This window comes from Georgenia subflava, from assembly GCF_009193155.1.
GTDB lineage: Bacteria > Actinomycetota > Actinomycetes > Actinomycetales > Actinomycetaceae > Georgenia > Georgenia subflava.
Genome location: NZ_VUKD01000008.1, coordinates 45,330 through 61,415 on the forward strand (window position 1 = coordinate 45,330; position 16,086 = coordinate 61,415).

Annotated in this window: 15 protein-coding genes; 7 read left to right on the top strand and 8 right to left on the bottom strand. The window is 72.4% G+C overall.

The annotated features are described in order from the left end of the window. Positions 1-191 precede the first annotated feature (191 nt). Entirely contained in the window at positions 192-1,265 is a 1,074-nt protein-coding gene (locus GD748_RS18775; RefSeq protein WP_227659339.1) for a 4-hydroxy-3-methylbut-2-enyl diphosphate reductase, read from the bottom strand. 263 nt (positions 1,266-1,528) lie between these two features. Here GD748_RS18775 and GD748_RS18780 point away from each other — a divergent pair, with 263 nt between their 5' ends. From GD748_RS18780 to GD748_RS18795, 4 genes are read left to right on the top strand one after another with little or no spacing between them, the layout of a single operon-like run. After that, a complete protein-coding gene (locus GD748_RS18780; RefSeq protein WP_152196770.1) occupies positions 1,529-1,948 on the top strand; it encodes a DUF3151 domain-containing protein in 420 nt (139 codons plus the stop codon). 4 nt (positions 1,949-1,952) lie between these two features. Then, positions 1,953-3,245, top strand: a complete 1,293-nt coding sequence (gene xseA / locus GD748_RS18785) for an exodeoxyribonuclease VII large subunit (protein WP_152196771.1) — start codon at positions 1,953-1,955, stop codon at positions 3,243-3,245. A 21-nt stretch (positions 3,246-3,266) separates the two neighbouring features. After that, positions 3,267-3,599, top strand: a complete 333-nt coding sequence (locus GD748_RS18790; RefSeq protein WP_152196772.1) for an exodeoxyribonuclease VII small subunit — start codon at positions 3,267-3,269, stop codon at positions 3,597-3,599. Then, the gene (locus GD748_RS18795) at positions 3,596-4,747 is read left to right on the top strand and encodes a carbohydrate kinase family protein (RefSeq protein ID WP_152196773.1); all 1,152 of its coding nucleotides are present in this window, start codon (positions 3,596-3,598) and stop codon (positions 4,745-4,747) included. Before GD748_RS18790 ends, GD748_RS18795 begins: the two co-directional genes overlap by 4 nt. A gap of 157 nt (positions 4,748-4,904) precedes the next feature. Here GD748_RS18795 and GD748_RS18800 read toward each other — a convergent pair whose 3' ends face one another. Genes GD748_RS18800 through GD748_RS18815 form a run of 4 tightly spaced genes read right to left on the bottom strand, consistent with a single transcriptional unit; the run spans position 4,905 to position 9,303 of the window. Beyond that, a complete protein-coding gene (locus tag GD748_RS18800; RefSeq protein ID WP_152196774.1) occupies positions 4,905-6,182 on the bottom strand; it encodes an ABC transporter ATP-binding protein in 1,278 nt (425 codons plus the stop codon). A 24-nt stretch (positions 6,183-6,206) separates the two neighbouring features. Then, entirely contained in the window at positions 6,207-7,046 is an 840-nt protein-coding gene (locus GD748_RS18805) for a carbohydrate ABC transporter permease (RefSeq protein ID WP_152196775.1), read from the bottom strand. A gap of 8 nt (positions 7,047-7,054) precedes the next feature. Then, entirely contained in the window at positions 7,055-8,083 is a 1,029-nt protein-coding gene (locus GD748_RS18810) for a carbohydrate ABC transporter permease (protein WP_152196776.1), read from the bottom strand. Continuing rightward, entirely contained in the window at positions 8,080-9,303 is a 1,224-nt protein-coding gene (locus GD748_RS18815) for an extracellular solute-binding protein (protein ID WP_152196833.1), read from the bottom strand. The genes GD748_RS18810 and GD748_RS18815 overlap by 4 nt, the downstream gene beginning before the upstream one ends. 372 nt (positions 9,304-9,675) lie before the next feature. Here GD748_RS18815 and GD748_RS18820 point away from each other — a divergent pair, with 372 nt between their 5' ends. Continuing rightward, on the top strand, positions 9,676-10,374 hold the full coding sequence (locus GD748_RS18820) for a carbonic anhydrase (RefSeq protein ID WP_152196777.1): 699 nt from the start codon (positions 9,676-9,678) through the stop codon (positions 10,372-10,374). 37 nt (positions 10,375-10,411) lie between these two features. Here GD748_RS18820 and GD748_RS18825 read toward each other — a convergent pair whose 3' ends face one another. From GD748_RS18825 to GD748_RS18835, 3 genes are all read right to left on the bottom strand, one after another. Next, a complete protein-coding gene (locus tag GD748_RS18825) occupies positions 10,412-11,257 on the bottom strand; it encodes a sulfite exporter TauE/SafE family protein (protein WP_152816115.1) in 846 nt (281 codons plus the stop codon). A 96-nt stretch (positions 11,258-11,353) separates the two neighbouring features. Then, positions 11,354-12,691, bottom strand: a complete 1,338-nt coding sequence (locus tag GD748_RS18830) for a PhoH family protein (protein ID WP_152196834.1) — start codon at positions 12,689-12,691, stop codon at positions 11,354-11,356. A 383-nt stretch (positions 12,692-13,074) separates the two neighbouring features. After that, positions 13,075-13,836 carry an isoprenyl transferase gene (locus GD748_RS18835; protein WP_152196779.1) on the bottom strand — a complete coding sequence of 254 codons (762 nt, stop codon included), beginning with the start codon at positions 13,834-13,836 and terminating at the stop codon, positions 13,075-13,077. 205 nt (positions 13,837-14,041) lie between these two features. Between GD748_RS18835 and trhA the strand changes: the two genes are divergently transcribed. Continuing rightward, positions 14,042-14,722 (top strand): PAQR family membrane homeostasis protein TrhA, encoded by a 681-nt coding sequence (gene trhA / locus GD748_RS18840; protein ID WP_152196780.1) that lies wholly within the window; start codon positions 14,042-14,044, stop codon positions 14,720-14,722. A 264-nt stretch (positions 14,723-14,986) separates the two neighbouring features. Continuing rightward, entirely contained in the window at positions 14,987-16,069 is a 1,083-nt protein-coding gene (locus GD748_RS18845; protein ID WP_193313026.1) for a nucleotidyltransferase family protein, read from the top strand. The last annotated feature ends 17 nt before the right edge of the window (positions 16,070-16,086 follow it).

Sequence of the window (16,086 nt, forward strand, 5' to 3'; positions counted from 1 at the left end):
CGCGGCGTCGGGGTTTGCGCGTTCGCGCACTGAAGTCGGGCGCCACGAACCACGGTTGCGCCTTCCCCGTTCCCCTCGTGCTCAGGCCCGGGTTGTGGCGCTGGCGGCTACCGAGGCTGGTGGCGGCTACCGAGGCTGGTGGCGGCGCTGACGGCTACTCAGGCGGCCTGAGTTGCGACGCTGGCGGCTACTCAGGCCTGGGTGGCGGTGGTGGCGCCCGCCGCGGTGCGAGGCCGGCGCGCCCGGTGAGGGCGGTCGGGCTGCTCGCCTGCGCCCTTCAGGTCCGCGCGCAGGTTCTTCGGCAGCGAGAACATGATGTCCTCGGTCGCCGTCCGGACCTCCTCGACGCCCGTGTACCCGAGCTCCTTGAGGCGGTCGATGACGTTGCGCACCAGGATCTCCGGAACCGAGGCTCCCGAGGTCAGGCCGACCGAGGTGGCGCCGTCGAGCCAGGCGGGGTCGATCTCGTCGGCCTTGTCCACCCGGTAGGCCGCGCCGGCACCAGCCTCCAGCGCCACCTCGACGAGGCGCACCGAGTTGGAGGAGTTCGCGGAACCGACCACGATGACGACGTCAGCGTCAGGGGCGAGCTTCTTCACCGCGACCTGGCGGTTCTGGGTCGCGTAGCAGATGTCGTCGCTCGGCGGGTCCTGCAGGTGCGGGAACCGCTCGCGCAGCAGCCGCACGGTCTGCATGGTCTCGTCCACGGACAGCGTGGTCTGGGAAAGCCAGATGACCTTCTGCGGGTCGCGCACCTGCACCTGGTCGACCTCGTGCGGGCCGTTGACCACCTGGATGTGCTCGGGCGCCTCGCCCTGGGTGCCCTCGACCTCCTCGTGGCCGTCGTGGCCGATGAGGAGAATGTCGTAGTCGTCGGTGGCGAAGCGCACGGCCTCCTTGTGCACCTTCGTCACGAGCGGGCACGTGGCGTCGATCGTGGCGAGGTTGCGTGCGGCCGCCTGGGCGTGCACGGCCGGGGAGACGCCGTGCGCGGAGAACACCACGCGCGCACCCTCGGGCACCTCGTCTGTCTCGGACACGAAGATCGCGCCGCGCTCGGAGAGCGTCTCGACGACGAACTTGTTGTGCACGATCTCCTTGCGCACGTACACCGGCGCCCCGTACAGGGCGAGGGCCTTCTCGACGGCGTCCACGGCGCGGTCCACGCCTGCGCAGTAGCCACGCGGCGCGGCGAGCAGGATTCGCTTGCCGTCGGGGGCGGGCACCGACTCCACGGAGGAGGGGAAGGCCGATGCACCTGCCAGGGACGAGGTCACGGGCAGAGCGGTCCGGCCGGCGGGAGCGGTGGCGTCGATCGGTGCGGAAGTCACCCTGCCAGGGTACGTGGGGCCGCGTCGGAAGGGCCATCGCGGTGTCCGATGCCACACGGGAGAGCCGCCGTGGCGTGTCCGGAGCCGCCCGACGAGACCCGTGACGATGTCCGGAACCGCCCAGCGAGACCTCGTGACGGTGTCCGGCAACCACACCGGCGGCACACCCTGTCACCGGAGAGTGCCACCATGGGGCCATGCCCACGAACCTGCTCGGCCCCGAGCCCGTCCGCCTCCCCGACGACCACCCCGACGTCACCGCCCGCGCCGCCCTGGAAGCCGGCGAGGACGCCCGCGACGTAGCCACCCGCCTCCCCGCCTCCTCCCTGGCGTGGGCCACCCTCGCCCGGACCGCGCTCGACGACGGCGACGCGGTCGTCGCCTACGCCTTCGCCCGCACCGGCTACCACCGCGGACTGGACTCCCTGCGCCGGGCCGGCTGGCGGGGCGCCGGACCGGTGCCGGCCGACCACCTGCCGAACCAGGGCGTCCTGCTCTCGGTCCTCGCGCTGGCCGACGCCGCCCAGGCGATCGGCGAGACCGAGGAGCACGAGCGGTGCATGACGCTACTCACCGACTCCGACCCGCGGGCCCTCGAGGTGCTCGGGGCGCGGTGAGGACGTGGGCACCGTGAGCAGCGACCACCACGCGCCAGCCCCGCGGCAGCTGGCCGCACGCGCGCTCGAGACCACCGCCGAGAACCCGTGGCCGCTGCGGCTGCTATCGTCGAAGATCACCGAGTACGTCAACCGCATGTCCCCGCTGTGGGTCGAGGGGCAGGTGGTGCAGCTCAACCGCCGCCCCGGCGCGAGCCTCGCCTTCCTCACCCTGCGCGACACCGACGCCGACATGTCGCTGCCGGTGACCGTGCAGGCACGGGTCCTCGCGGCCGTACCGACGCCGCTGTCCGAGGGGGCGCACGTCGTCGTCCACGCGAAGCCGACGTTCTGGCCCAAGCGCGGCACGCTGCAGCTCCAGGCCGACCAGCTCCGGCCGGTCGGGGTGGGTGAGCTCCTCGCCCGGATCGAGCACCTCAAGCGGGTGCTCGCCGCCGAGGGCCTCTTCGACGCGGACCGCAAGGTCCCGCTGCCGTTCCTGCCGCGCACGGTGGGACTGGTGTGCGGGCGTGAGTCGAAGGCCGAGCACGACGTCGTGGTCAACGCCCAGGCGCGCTGGCCCGCGCTGCGCTTCGAGATCCGCGAGGTGGCCGTGCAGGGCGCGAACGCCGTCACCGAGGTCACCGCGGCGATCGCCGAGCTGGACGCCGACCCGGCCGTGGAGGTCATCGTCGTCGCGCGCGGCGGCGGCTCGGTGGAGGACCTGCTGCCCTTCTCCAACGAGACCCTGGTCCGGGCGGCCGCCGCCTGCCGCACCCCGCTGGTGTCCGCCATCGGCCACGAGACCGACAGCCCGCTGCTCGACCTCGTCGCCGACCACCGCGCCTCGACACCTACCGACGCCGGCAAGCGCATCGTGCCCGACGTCGCCGAGCAGCGACGTGGCCTGAGCCAGGCACGCCAACGGATGCACCTCGCGGTCACCGGCCGGCTCCGCCACGAGCAGCACCGCCTCGACTCCCTCCGCTCCCGCCCCGTCCTGGCGGACCCGCACGCCCTGGTCGACCTGCGCGAGGAGGAGCTGCTGCGGCTCCGCACCGCCGCCCGGCAGTCCTTCTCGTGGCGGACCGAGCGGGCGAGCGGCGAGCTCGCGACCCTGCACGGTCGCCTCGTCGCCCTCTCCCCCGCCGCGACGCTGGCCCGTGGCTACTCGGTGCTCCGCACCCGCGACGGGCAGGTCGTGCGCGCCGCCGAGGAGGTCACCGCCGGCGACCGGCTGGAGGCGCTGCTGGCGTCGGGACGTCTGGGCGTGGAGGTCACGGCCACCTCCGCGGAGTCCGTCGCTGCGGAACTCTGAGGGCTCTGGGAGACTGACGAGGTGAGCCAGAACACGACCGACCGTCCCGACGTGTCGACCCTCAGCTACGAGCAGGCCCGCGACGAGCTGGTCGAGGTGGTCCGCCACCTCGAGGCCGGCTCCACCTCCCTCGAGGACGCCCTGGGTCTCTGGGAGCGCGGCGAGGCGCTGGCGGCCCGCTGCCAGACGTGGCTCGACGGTGCCCGCGAGCGCCTCGACGCCGCGCGGGACGGCACCGAGGCCCGCGCGGCGGGCGTCCCGGCCTCCGCCAACGGCGCAGAGGGGGCAGGCGCCGACCGCGAGGCCGCCCTCGACGACGCCGCCGCAGCCCTCCCCGCAGAGGAGAACGCATGAGCACCCGCGACGCCGCCCGCGGCCCCGTCGAGCCCGACGGCGCCGTCCCGCCCGGGCAGGCGGGCAACGCCCCCGGCGGAACCGAGCCCACCGTCCGCTCCGCCAAGGCACCCGCCCAGCACGACCCGTTCCGCCGCCCGAGCGACGACCCGACCCTCGGCGACGGGGCCAAGCCGCCGACGAGCGAGGCCTGGGGAGCCACGCAGGGCCTGCCCGACGACGCGGCGACCGCCGGCTCCGCCCTCGTGGTCGGCGAGGCGCTGGTGGACATCGTCGAACGTCCGGGCGAAGAGCCGGCCGAGCACCCCGGCGGCTCGCCGGCGAACGTCGCCGTCGGGCTCGCCCGCCTCGGCCGGGACGTCGAGCTCGTGAGCTGGTTCGGCGCGGACCCGCACGGCTCGCTCCTGCGCTCGCACCTGGAGCTGGAGAACGTGCGGCTCTCGGCCGCCTCCGCCCGCGCGGGCAGGACCTCCACGGCTCGCGCCCGCCTCGACGACGCCGGTGGCGCCACCTACGACTTCGACCTCGAGTGGGCGCCGCCGACGCCGGAGCCGACCTCCCAGCCGCGCATCCTCCACACCGGGTCGATCGCCGCGGTCCTCGAGCCCGGTGCGCAGACCGTCACGGCCGCCGTCGAGAAGTACCGCGGCAGCGCCACCATCTCCTACGACCCCAACGTGCGCCCACCGCTGATGGGCGAGGCCGAGCAGACCCGCGGCGTCGTCGAGGGGCTCGTCGCCCGCGCAGACGTCGTGAAGGTCTCCGACGAGGACCTGGCCTGGCTCGTCCCCGGGGCCGAGCCGCTCGACGTGGCCCGCGAGTGGTTGCGGACCGGCCCCGCGCTCGTCGTCGTCACCCGCGGCGCGCAGGGTGCGTGGGCCGCGGCGGCCGACGGGACCGAGCTCACCGCGGCGGCCCGCGAGGTCGAGGTCGTGGACACCGTCGGCGCCGGCGACTCCTTCATGGCGGGGATCCTCGACGGCCTCTGGTCCGCCGGACTGCTCGGCGCAGACCGTCGCCAGGCCCTGCGTGAGATCGACGCCGGCACGCTCCAGGGCGTGCTGGACCGGGCAAGCACCATCGCGGCGATCACCGTCTCCCGCGAGGGCGCCAACCCGCCCACCCGCGCCGAGCTCACCACGGACTGACACCTCAGCACCGCGACCGGCCACCCAAGGGCGTCGCTGGTCACCACGAACAGCCGGAAGGGATCAGCGACGGCGCCACCGCCGTCCAGCGCGACGGCGCCACCGCCGTCCAGAGGCCCGTGACCTCCGTCCAGCGGTACGTGACCTATGACCTCGCTCAGCTGTCCACGCCCGCCCGCGCCTCGGCCCGCTCCGACCGTTTCCTCGCCCGTTCGAGGGCCCGGCGACGCTGCTCCCGGGCCTCCTCCTCGAGCTGCTGCGCCCTGTCCTCGTCACGCGTGAGGTTGGTGCCACCCTCGGGGTCGAAGATGTGCAGCGACGCCGGGTCGAACCACAGCTCGGCCGTGTCACCGGCCCGGATCCTGCTCATCGCCTCCAGCGCCACCACCAGCTGAGGGCGCATCCCCTCACCGTCCAGGTCGCGGTCCAGCTCGTCCAGCTTCTCCCGCACTGCCTCGTGGGTCTCGAAGGGGACGTAGGCGTAGAACACCTCGCCGAGCCACTCGGTGACGTCGACGTCGGCCTCGAAGCGGACGCCTGCGTCGAGCTTCTCGGCCGAGAGCGTGTCGGCGTCCTCGAAGGAGTCCGGACGGATGCCGACGATGACGACCTCGCGGTCCCCGACGGCGGCGCGGAGACGCTCGTCCAGGGGCACCCCGGCCACCGGGAGACGCAGCGTGTCGCCGTCGACGATCCCGGGCAGGAAGTTCATCGGCGGAGACCCCATGAAGCCGGCGACGAAGAGGTTGAGCGGCTGGTCGTACAGCCCCCGTGGGCTCGCGACCTGCTGGAGCTCGCCCCGCCGCAGCACCGCCACCCGGTCCCCCAGGGTCATCGCCTCGGTCTGGTCGTGGGTCACGTAGACGGTGGTGGTGGCGAGGTTGCGCTGGAGGCGGGCGATCTCCGTACGCATCTGGCCGCGCAGCTTCGCGTCGAGGTTGGACAGCGGCTCGTCGAAGAGGAATGCCTGAGCCTGGCGCACGATCGCCCGGCCCATCGCCACACGCTGGCGCTGACCGCCGGAGAGGTTGGCCGGCTTGCGCTCGAGGTGCTCGTCCAGCTCGAGCAGGCTCGAGGCCTTCCGGACGCGCTCGTCGATCTCCTCGTCGCTGAACTGGCCCTTGGTCAGGCGCAGCGGGAAGGCGATGTTCTCGTAGACGCTCAGGTGCGGGTACAGCGCGTAGTTCTGGAACACCATGGCCAGGTTGCGGTCGCGCGGCGCCTTGTCGTTGACGACCTGGTCATCGATGCGGAGCTCGCCGGAGGTGATGTCCTCCAGGCCCACAATCATCCGCAGCAGGGTGGACTTCCCGCAGCCGGAGGGGCCGACGAGGATCACGAACTCGCCGTCGGCGATCTCCAGATCCACGCCCTTGACCGCCATGAAGCCGTCCGGGTAGGTCTTGACCACGTTGTCCAAGGTGATGGCAGCCATGTTTGCTCCTTGAGTATCGGGACGTCAGCCCTTGACGGCACCCTGGGTCAGGCCAGAGACGATGCGCCGCTGGAACAGCAGGACGACGATCACCACCGGCACCGTCACCACGATGGCGGCGGCGGAGATCGCGCCGGTGGGCTCCTGGAACTGGGAGGCGCCGGTGAAGAAGGACAACGCCGCGGGTACCGGCCGGGCAGCGCTGGTGGACGTCAGCGAGATGCCGTAGACGAAGTCGTTCCAGGCGATGAAGAAGGCGATGATCGCCGTCGTGAAGACACCGGGGGCCGCCAGCGGGACGACGGCCTTGCGGAAGGCCTGGAACGGCGTCGCGCCGTCGACCTGGGCCGCCTGCTCGAGCTCCCAGGGGATCTGCCGGAAGAACGCCGCGAGGGTCCAGATCGAGATCGGCAGCGTCAGCGAGAGGTACGGGATGATCAGGCCGAGCCAGGTGTCGTAGAGGCCGATGATCCGCCAGAGGTTGAACAGCGGCGTGACGATGGAGACCACCGGGAACACCGAGACGGCGAGCGCGGTGGTGAGGATCAGCCTCTTGCCGCGGAAGTCCAGCCGGGCGATGGCGTAGGCGCAGAAGGTCGCCAGCACGACCGCGATGAGCGTGGCGATGAGGGAGATGCCGATCGAGTTGCGCAGCGAGGGCAGGAAGAGGTCCTGGGCGCTGCCGCCCGGCGCGAGGATGGACTCGTAGTTCTCCAGCGTCCACTCCGGCGGCAGCAGGGTGCCGGAGAAGAGACCGGACTGCGTCTTGAACGACGTCATGAGGATGGAGAAGACCGGGAAGAGTGACCACACGAGCACGAGCAGCGTGATCGCGAGCCACCCGACCTTCTGCTTGGTCGTCATCCCACCCATCACTTCTCTCCTCTCGTGCCGGCCAGGTCCACCTTGAAGCCCTTGATCGCGATGAAGCTGATGATCAGCACGCACAGGAACAGCAGGACCGAGATCGCCGAGCCGAGCCCGATCTCCAGCCGTCCGATCGAGGTGTCGTACGCGAGCAGCGAGAGGACCTGGGTGTTGTTGGCGCCTGCCGTCATGATGTAGACGTTGTCGAATATCCGGAACGCCTCCAGCGCCCGGAAGAGGACCGCCACCATGATCGCCGCCTTCATGTTCGGCAGGATCACCTTGCGCAGCACCTGCCAGGTCGTGGCGCCGTCGACCTTGGCGGCCTCCTCGAGCTCGCCCGGCACCTGAGCCAGGCCGGAGAGCAGCAGCAGGGAGATGAACGGCGTGGTCTTCCACACCTCCGAGGCGATGATGACGAACAGCGACGTCCCCTGGGCCGCGAACCAGTTCAGGTTCGGCTCGATTCCCGGCACCCAGTCGAACCAGTTGTTGATGTACCCGCCGGAGTTGATGTCGAAGGCATAGAACCAGGCGAACGCGGAGACCACGGTGATGATGCCGTAGGGCACCAGGATCGCGGTGCGCACGAGGCCGCGCAGCCGGGTGGCCGCGCGGTGCATGACCATGGCCAGGGCGAAGCCGAGCACCAGCTCGATCAGCACGGTGACCACCGTGATGAACAGGGTCACCCGCAGGCTCTGCCAGAACGCCGGGTCGCCGAGCACGACGCCGTAGTTCGCGAACCCGATGAACTCGGTGTCGTCCGGCGCGGTGAGCCGCAGGCTGAACAGCGAGTCGTAGATCGCCTGCAGGATGGGGTAGAGCGTCACGGCGAGCATGATCACGAACGCCGGGCCGGCGAGGTACCAGCCGAGCCTCGCCTCGGAGCGCGACCGGTCCGACCGTCGCCCCGTGGCCGCGGGGCGACGCTCCGAGCGCCCCGCAGGCCGCCCGGGCTCGGGCCGCCCCGACGCCTCCTCGTCCGGCCGACGACCGGCCGCCGGCCCGCCGGCCGGAATCTGGGAGCTCATAGCAACCTCTCCCCTCGCAGGACCGCGATGATGAAGTCGGCGGACTGCGCCGGCGTGCTCTCCGGCTCGACCGAGCGCGGCGGGTGCCAGGTCTCCTGCAGACCGAGCGAGACCTCGTTGTAGTACGGGGTCTGGGGCCGAGGGACGCCCTGGTCGAGAGAGTCGCGGATGGTGTCGGCCATCGGGAACTGCTCCTGCACGCTCGGATCGTCGTACGCCTCGATCGACGACGGCGGGTTGCCGTTGGTGACGAAGTACTCCGCCTGGTGCTCGGGCTGGACGATGCACGCGACGGCGTCGTACGCCAGGTCCGGATGCTCGCTGAAGGCGCCGACGCCGAGGTTGATCCCACCGACCGGGGGCGCAGCCTCGGTGCCCTCGTCGACCCGTGGGTAGATGGTCCAGCCCAGGTCCTCGATGACCTCGGGGTTCGCCTCGGACATCGCCGGCCACACGAACGGCCAGTTGACCATGAACGAGCCCCGCTCGCCCTGGAAGAGGTTCATCGAGGCGTTCTCGTCCGCCGTCGGCAGCCCGGCGCCGCCGAGCCCCTCCTGCCCGATGTAGCCGATGATCTCAGCCGCGCTCCGGCCGGCCTCCGACTCCAGGCCCAGCTCGACCTCGTCGGCCGCCGCGTCAGGGTTGACGACGATCTCCCCGCCGGCGGATGCCACCAGCGCGTTGATCCACACCGTGAGCGACTCGGCGCGCGCCCCCTGGACGCCGAGAAGCTTCTCCTGGCTCTCTGCGGCCTCGATGACCTGGTCCCAGGTCACGGGCTGGCTCATGTCGAGCCCGGCGGCCTCGACCACGGACTCGCGGTACCACAGCAGCTGGGTGTTGGCCCAGAACGGGACGGTGACGAGCTCGTCCTCCCAGGTCGCGGACTCGACGGCGCCCTGGACGATCCCGTCGGTGGTCTGCAGATCCTCGGGAACCGGGGCCAGGAACCCCGGCTCGGCCAGCTCGGGGATGAAGGGCGGGTCGAGGCTCATGATGTCGATGGAGTCGTCGGAGGCGGCCAGCCGGCGCGCGAGCTGCTCGCGCTGAGACGCCGCGTCACGCGGGAGGAGGGACGTCTCGATCGTGTACTCGCCACCGGCCGCCTCGGTGCACAGCCCGGCGATCTCCTCCTGCCCGCCGTCGTCGGGATTGATGTACCAGGTGAGCACCGGCGGACCGGAGTCATCGGCGCAGGCCGCGAGCACGGCGGTGGTCATGCCCAGCACCGCTGCCGCGCCCACCAGACGACGTCGTCGCACGTGGCCCTCCTCGGCTTGCAGGTCCCCGGTCCTCCACGACCGTGGTGGACCCAGGGAACACCGGCTGCGGCCGGTCCGCATCCGGAAGGCCGGCTCACGACCTCGGGCGGACGACGCAGGACCGTCGCGCCGAGGCTGCGTCTCGCACCCCCGGCCGACGACGGAGGGTCGCCGTGGCCAGGCGCCGACGCCCCCGGGCCGACGACGTAGGGCCGCCGTGGCCGGGCGCCGCCGCACCCCGGGCCGACGACGCGGGCCGCCGGGCGGCAGCGGCTGCCGCACTCCGGGCCGCCGACGCGCGAGCACCAGGCGCGGGTGCAAGATGTCCGGATGAGCACCTCCAGCGCCCCACCGTCCCCGTCCGTCCCGATCACCCCGGCCGAGGCCTGGCGCAGGCTGCAGGAGGGCAACGCCCGCTTCGTCGCAGACGCCATGGAGCACCCGTCGCAGGGTGCCGCGTCCCGTTCGGCGCTCGCCCGCGAGCAGCACCCCTACGCCGTGCTCTTCGGCTGCTCCGACTCCCGGGTCGCCGCCGAGATCATCTTCGACCAGGGGCTCGGCGACCTCTTCGTGGTGCGCACCGCCGGGCACGTCGTGGACACCACCGTGATCGGTTCGATCGAGTACGGCGTGGACCTCCTGAACGCCCCGCTCGTCGTCGTGCTGGGGCACGACCACTGCGGCGCGGTGGGCGCGGCGGCCCAGGCCCTGCTCACCGGCCGGATGCCCACCAGCTTCGTGCGCGCCGTCGTCGACCGGGTCATCCCCTCGCTGCTCACCCACGCCGAGCTGGCGGACGACGCCGGAGCGCCGCGCGACGCCGGGGCGGGGCCCGAGTCCCGGACCCTGCAGCTGCCCGACGACGACGAGCTGCGCCGCGAGCACGTGCGTGCCACCGTCCAGATGCTGCGCGACTACTCCAGGTCGCTCGCCACGGCGGTGGCCGAGGGCCGCACCGCCATCGTCGGGGTCGAGTACACCCTCGCCGACGGCACCGCCCACCTGGTCGACCACATCGGCGAGATCTGAGCGCGCCTCGTCGGCGGCTCGGTGCTGCCCGGGCGGGTCACGGCAGGAGCAGGTAGACCGCCGAGACGATCGTCAGCACGAGCACCAGCCGCTCGAACAGCCGCTGGTTCACGTGCTTGGCGAGGCTCCGGCCCGCCAGTGCGCCGACGACGACGGCGGGTGCCAGGACGAGGTCCGTCAGCAGGGACTGTCCGTCGATCAGTCCGAGGCCCACCGAGAACGGGGTCTTGGCCAGGTTCACCGCGAGGAAGAACCAGGCTGCGGTGCCCAGGAACTGCTTCATGGAGAACCGTGAGGCCAGGAAGTACAGCGACATCACCGGCCCGCCCGCGTTCGCGACCATCGTGGTGAAGCCGCCGAGCACGCCGTACGTGCCGGTCTCCAGGCGTCGGCCCCACCGGCGCGGATCCGCGCCGCCGTCGTCGCTCTTGCTGCCGACCCCGCTCTCGCCGACAGAGCTGTTGCCGACCCCAGAGCCGTCCGTGCCGCCGGTCGCCAGGACGTCGTCCGCGCCGCTGCCGGCCGTGCCGCCCTCACCGCTGCCGCGATGCTGTCGGGGGCTCCGCCCCCACCGCGCACGCACCAGCGTCACCGCGACGAGAACCAGGAGGATGAGGCCGATCGTGCGGCGCACGCCCTCGTCGCCGACGAGCGCGAGGAACGCCGTCCCCACGAGAACGCCGGCGAGGACCGTCGGCACGAGCCGGCGCAGCGTCGGCCAGTCGGCGTGCGCCCGGTAGATCCGGACGGCGAACAGGTCCCCGAGGATCAGCAGGACGAGCAGCGCACCGGTGGACTCCCTGGCCGGCAGGACAGCCGCGAACAGGGCCACCGAGATGGTGGCCGCACCGGGCAGTGCGGTCTTGCTGAGGCCGACGAGCAGCGCGCCGACGGCGAGAAGGGCCCAGGCGAGTGCGGAGAGGTCAGGCACCGCCCGAGCATGTCACCTCGCCGCCGGCCGCGGCAGCGTCGGCCGGTGTCAGAGCTCGATGCCCTCCAGCAGCTCGGTCACCAGGGCGGAGACGGCGGAGCGCTCGGACCGCGTGAGCGTGACGTGGGCGAAGAGCTCCTTGCCCTTGAGCGCCTCGACGACCGCCGCCACGCCGTCGTGCCGGCCGACCCGCAGGTTGTCGCGCTGGGCGACGTCGTGGGTCAGCACCACCTTGGAGTTCTGCCCGATGCGCGAGAGCACCGTCAGCAGCACGTTGCGCTCCAGCGACTGCGCCTCGTCCACGATCACGAACGCGTCGTGCAGGGACCGGCCGCGGATGTGGGTCAGCGGGAGCACCTCGAGCATCCCGCGGGCGATGACCTCGTCGAGGACCTCGGGGCTGACGAGCGCGCCGAGGGTGTCGTAGACCGCCTCGGCCCAGGGGTTCATCTTCTCGCCCTGGTCGCCCGGGAGGTAGCCCAGCTCCTGGCCGCCGACGGCGTAGAGGGGCCGGAACACGAGGACCTTGCGGTGCTCGCGGCGCTCCATGACCGCCTCCAGACCCGCGCACAGCGCCAGCGCGGACTTCCCCGTGCCCGCCCGACCGCCGAGGGAGACGATGCCGACGTCGGGGTTGAGGAGGTGGTCGATGGCGATGCGCTGCTCGGCGCTGCGGCCTCGCACGCCGAAGACCTCCCGGTCGCCGCGCACCAGCTGCAGGGTCCCGTCCGCCGCGGTCCGGGCGAGCGCCGAGCCGCGCGGCGAGTGCAGCACCACCCCGGTGTGCCCGGGAGCCGTGGCCAGGTCGCCGGGCGTCGCGAGGTCGCCGACGACGACGTGCCCGTCCTCCCAGAGCTGCGCCATCTCCGACTCGGTGAGCTCCGCCGTCGTCATGCCGGTGTAGCCGGAGTCCACCACCTGCTGGAAGCGGTACTCCTCGGCGTGCAGGCCCACGGCGGACGCCTTGACCCGCATGGGCAGGTCCTTGGAGACGACGGTGACCGCGTGCCCCTCGGCGGCGAGGTTCGCCGCGACGGCGAGGATGCGGGAGTCGTTGTCGCCGAGGCGCAGACCCGATGGCAGCACCTGCTCGTTGGAGTGGTTGAGCTCGACCCGCACGGTGCCGCCGTCGTCGCCCACCGGGACGGCGTCGTCGAGGCGGCCGTGCTTGATGCGCAGGTCGTCGAGCAGCCGCAGCGCGGAACGCGCGAAGTAGCCGAGCTCGGAGTGGTGGCGCTTGGCCTCGAGCTCGGTGATGACCACCACCGGCAGGACGACGTCGTGCTCGGCGAAGCGCAGGACCGCGCGCGGGTCGGAGAGCAGCACGGACGTGTCGAGCACGTAGGTGCGCAGCGCGGTGCCGGTCGGCTCGGCGACGCCGAGCACGGCCGCGACGTCGACGGCGGCACCGGGCCCGGCTGCCTGCTCGACGGCGGTGGGCTGTGCGCTGATGGTGCGGTCGATGCTCACGAGGGCTCCCTCCGGCGCCGTGGCGCCGTGTCAGCTGCTCCGCCACGCCGTGCGCGGCGCGCACGACCCGGCGGTGGTGGGGCGGTGGGCCGGCCCCGAGAGGGACCGGCGGCCCCTCCCGTCCGCAGCTGGCTGCTGCATGGGCTGACCTCCCGGAGGGCGGCGGGTGTGCCGCCCGTCACACGTGACGCTAGGGCCGCCGCCCCGGCTCGGGGCCCACGACACGCCAGCTACGGGCATCGCCCCGAATGTTCACCGTGCCGCTCCCTGCCGGACACGTTGCGTCGGACGCACGAGCGTCAGCGTCCGAGGCGGCGCTCGCGCTGGGCGTAGTCGCGCAGGGCCCGCAGGAAGTCCACGCGCCGGAAGTCGGGCCAGTATGCCTCGCAGAAGTAGTACTCGCTGTGCACCGACTGCCACAGCAGGAAGCCGCCCAGGCGCTGCTCCCCCGAGGTGCGGATCACGAGGTCCGGGTCGGGCTGGCCCTTGGTGTAGAGGTGGTCGGCGATGTCGTCGACGCTCAGGGCCGCGGCGACGTCCTGGAGGCTCTGCCCCGCGGCGCCGCGCTCACGGAGCAGGGACCGTACGGCGTCGGCGATCTCGTCGCGCCCGCCGTAGCCGATGGCGACGTTGACCTGCATCCCGGGGACGCTCTCGCTGCGGGCCTGCGCCGCGCGGAGCCGATCGGCGATGGCGTCCGGGAGCAGGTCGAGCGAGCCCACGACCCGCAGGGACCAACGGCCGGAGTCGGCGAGGGTCTCCACGGCCTTGGCGATGATGTCGAGGAGGTCGGCCACCTCGCCGGCGTCCCGCTTGAGGTTGTCCGTCGAGAGCATCCACAGTGTCACGACCTCGACGCCGGCCTCCTCCGACCAGTGCAGGAGCTCGGTGATCTTGTCCGCACCGCGACGGTGCCCGTGCACGGTCGGCGTGCCGACGGCCCGTGCCCAACGACGGTTGCCGTCGAGGATCACACCGACGTGCCGTGGGACGCGCTCGCGGTCGAGGCCGGCGACCAGACGCCGCTCGTACAGCTGGTACAGCAGCTCCGGCGATCGCATGTCCCCCGGCTCACTCCTCTCGGTACGGCGGTGCCCACGCCGCCATGGTCCGGCAGGCACCGCCCGCCACACTGCTGGGGCGAGGCTACCGCCGTCGCCGGGCGCCGCGCTGCGACCGCCCAACCTACGGTAGCGTAGGTTCGGGTTGCCCGGCTGCCGTCGTCCACCCTCCCCATACCGCACGACCCACGTCACGGAGCCCGCCATGGCAGACCCGCCGAACGCCAGCCCACAGGGCCAGGACGACACCTTGGCGGCCGCCGTGAAGCCGCGCCTCCGTGGCTGGCTGCACGCCGGCACCGCACCGCTCGCGCTCGTCGCGGGCATCGTGCTCGTCGCCCTCTCCCCGACGTCCGCCGCCCGGTGGTCGACTGCGGTCTTCGCCGTCACGGCCGTGGTCCTCTTCGGGTGCTCGGCCGTCTACCACCGCGGGACCTGGTCACCGCGCGTGACGGCCGCGCTGCGACGCCTGGACCACTCCAACATCTTTCTGCTGATCGCCGGGACCTACACCCCGCTGGCGGTGCTCCTGCTGGAACGGTCGACGGCGACCGTGCTGCTGCTGGTGGTCTGGGCCGGCGCGATCCTGGGCATCCTCGCCCGGATGGTGTGGCTCAACGCTCCGCGCTGGGTGTACGTCCCCATCTACGTGGCGCTCGGCTGGGTCGCGGTCGGCTTCCTCCCGCAGTTCTGGACCGCCGGCGGGCCGGCCGTGTTCTGGTTGGTCGCCGGTGGCGGGCTGGCGTACAGCCTCGGCGCCGTCGCGTACGGCACCAAGTGGCCGAACCCGAGCCCGCGCTGGTTCGGCTTCCACGAGATCTTCCACGTCGGCACGGTCATCGGCTGGGCGTGCCACTACGCCGCGGTCTCGGTCGCCGCCTACTGAGACCGCGAGGAGAGCACGTCGCGGCGTCCGTGCGGCCGTGCGCTCCGCTCGCGGCACGTCGGGGATGGCGTCCGGGTTCTCCCGCGAATCCCCACCGCCGGGCGGGCCGCCGGTCTAGTCTTTTCGTGACGCATCGGTGGCAAATGCAACCGGAAAGTTCGGGCGAGGGGTTCTCGGATGCCACTGACAGCAGCGGGGGTCGACGCGGCTCGCGAACCACGACGGGCCTCCCCCCGGATTCGGCGAGCGGTCTCGACGGACCTCGTGACGATCGCCCGAGGCGGTGGCTCGGTGAACCCGTCCGACGAGCCGGAGGCGGTCATCGACCTTGTCCTCGCGGCCCGTCACCACCGGGTGGCTCCACTGCTGCACCGCGCGGTGCGCGGGTCCGCCCCGGCGATCGCCGCGCTGGTGGAGCCCGACCGTCGGCTCGCCATCGGACACCACCTCGGCGCCACCCTCATGCTCGAGGAGTTCGCCGCCGTGGCGGGCTCCCTGCCGTGGGTGACGTTCAAGGGACCGGTTCTCTCTGAGCTGGCTCATCCGGTACCCGGAATGCGGACCTACAACGACGTCGATCTCCTCGTCGACCCGCGGGACCTCCGTGAGATCACCAACCGGCTGCTCGACGCCGGGTGGACCGTCGGCGACTACCAAGACATGCTGCGCAACCCTGACACGCCGGGCGAGATGCACTGGTTCTCTCCGACCGGACTGGCGGTCGACCTGCACTGGTCGATGATCAACATGGCGGTGCGCCGAGCGCAGTTCGCGGTGTCCACGGAGGAACTGCTCGCGCGCCGCGTCCAGGTAACCCTTGGCCTCAACCGCGCCTGGACGATGGATGCGGCGGACGCCCTGGTCCACATCTGCCTTCATGCGGCCCTGACCGGGGCCAACCGGCTGCTCCTGCTCGTCGACGCCGACCGCATGGCGGCACGGGTGGACGACTGGGACGACGTGGCGCGTCGAGCCAGGGCTTGGCGTGCAGCACCGCACGTCGCGCTGGTACTGGCCCGCGCCCGCCGCGTCCTCGGCACCCCGCTCCCGGCGAACCTCCCGCGGATGCTCGGCGCTACCCGGCCGTTCCGGATCCTCACAGCAGCGTTGGACCTTGCCGCACCCGTGCCTGCGGCTCGCCAGGAGGCCGGCCCGGCGCGGCTCGTGGCCAGAGCCGTACAGCCTTGGGCGGCACGGACGGTCGTGGCCTCCGGCCGGAGCTCGGCACGTGCACTGCGTGAACGCCTGGGCGCGCCCACAACCCGACCACCGAGAGAGCGGCTCCCCGCGGATCTGGAGTCGTTGTCGGTCTATCTGGCGGGTGTGGAGTCATCCACGCGTGGATGACGCCGTCGCGGGAAGCC

Coding starts and splice junctions, on each gene's coding strand:
- GD748_RS18780 (WP_152196770.1), top strand. CDS start 1,529: ATGCCCACGAACCTGCTCGGCCCCGAGCCCGTCCGCCTCCCCGACGAC.
- GD748_RS18795 (WP_152196773.1), top strand. CDS start 3,596: ATGAGCACCCGCGACGCCGCCCGCGGCCCCGTCGAGCCCGACGGCGCC.
- GD748_RS18800 (WP_152196774.1), bottom strand. CDS start 6,182: ATGGCTGCCATCACCTTGGACAACGTGGTCAAGACCTACCCGGACGGC.
- GD748_RS18805 (WP_152196775.1), bottom strand. CDS start 7,046: ATGACGACCAAGCAGAAGGTCGGGTGGCTCGCGATCACGCTGCTCGTG.
- GD748_RS18810 (WP_152196776.1), bottom strand. CDS start 8,083: ATGAGCTCCCAGATTCCGGCCGGCGGGCCGGCGGCCGGTCGTCGGCCG.
- GD748_RS18815 (WP_152196833.1), bottom strand. CDS start 9,303: ATGACCACCGCCGTGCTCGCGGCCTGCGCCGATGACTCCGGTCCGCCG.
- GD748_RS18820 (WP_152196777.1), top strand. CDS start 9,676: ATGAGCACCTCCAGCGCCCCACCGTCCCCGTCCGTCCCGATCACCCCG.
- GD748_RS18835 (WP_152196779.1), bottom strand. CDS start 13,836: ATGCGATCGCCGGAGCTGCTGTACCAGCTGTACGAGCGGCGTCTGGTC.
- trhA (WP_152196780.1), top strand. CDS start 14,042: ATGGCAGACCCGCCGAACGCCAGCCCACAGGGCCAGGACGACACCTTG.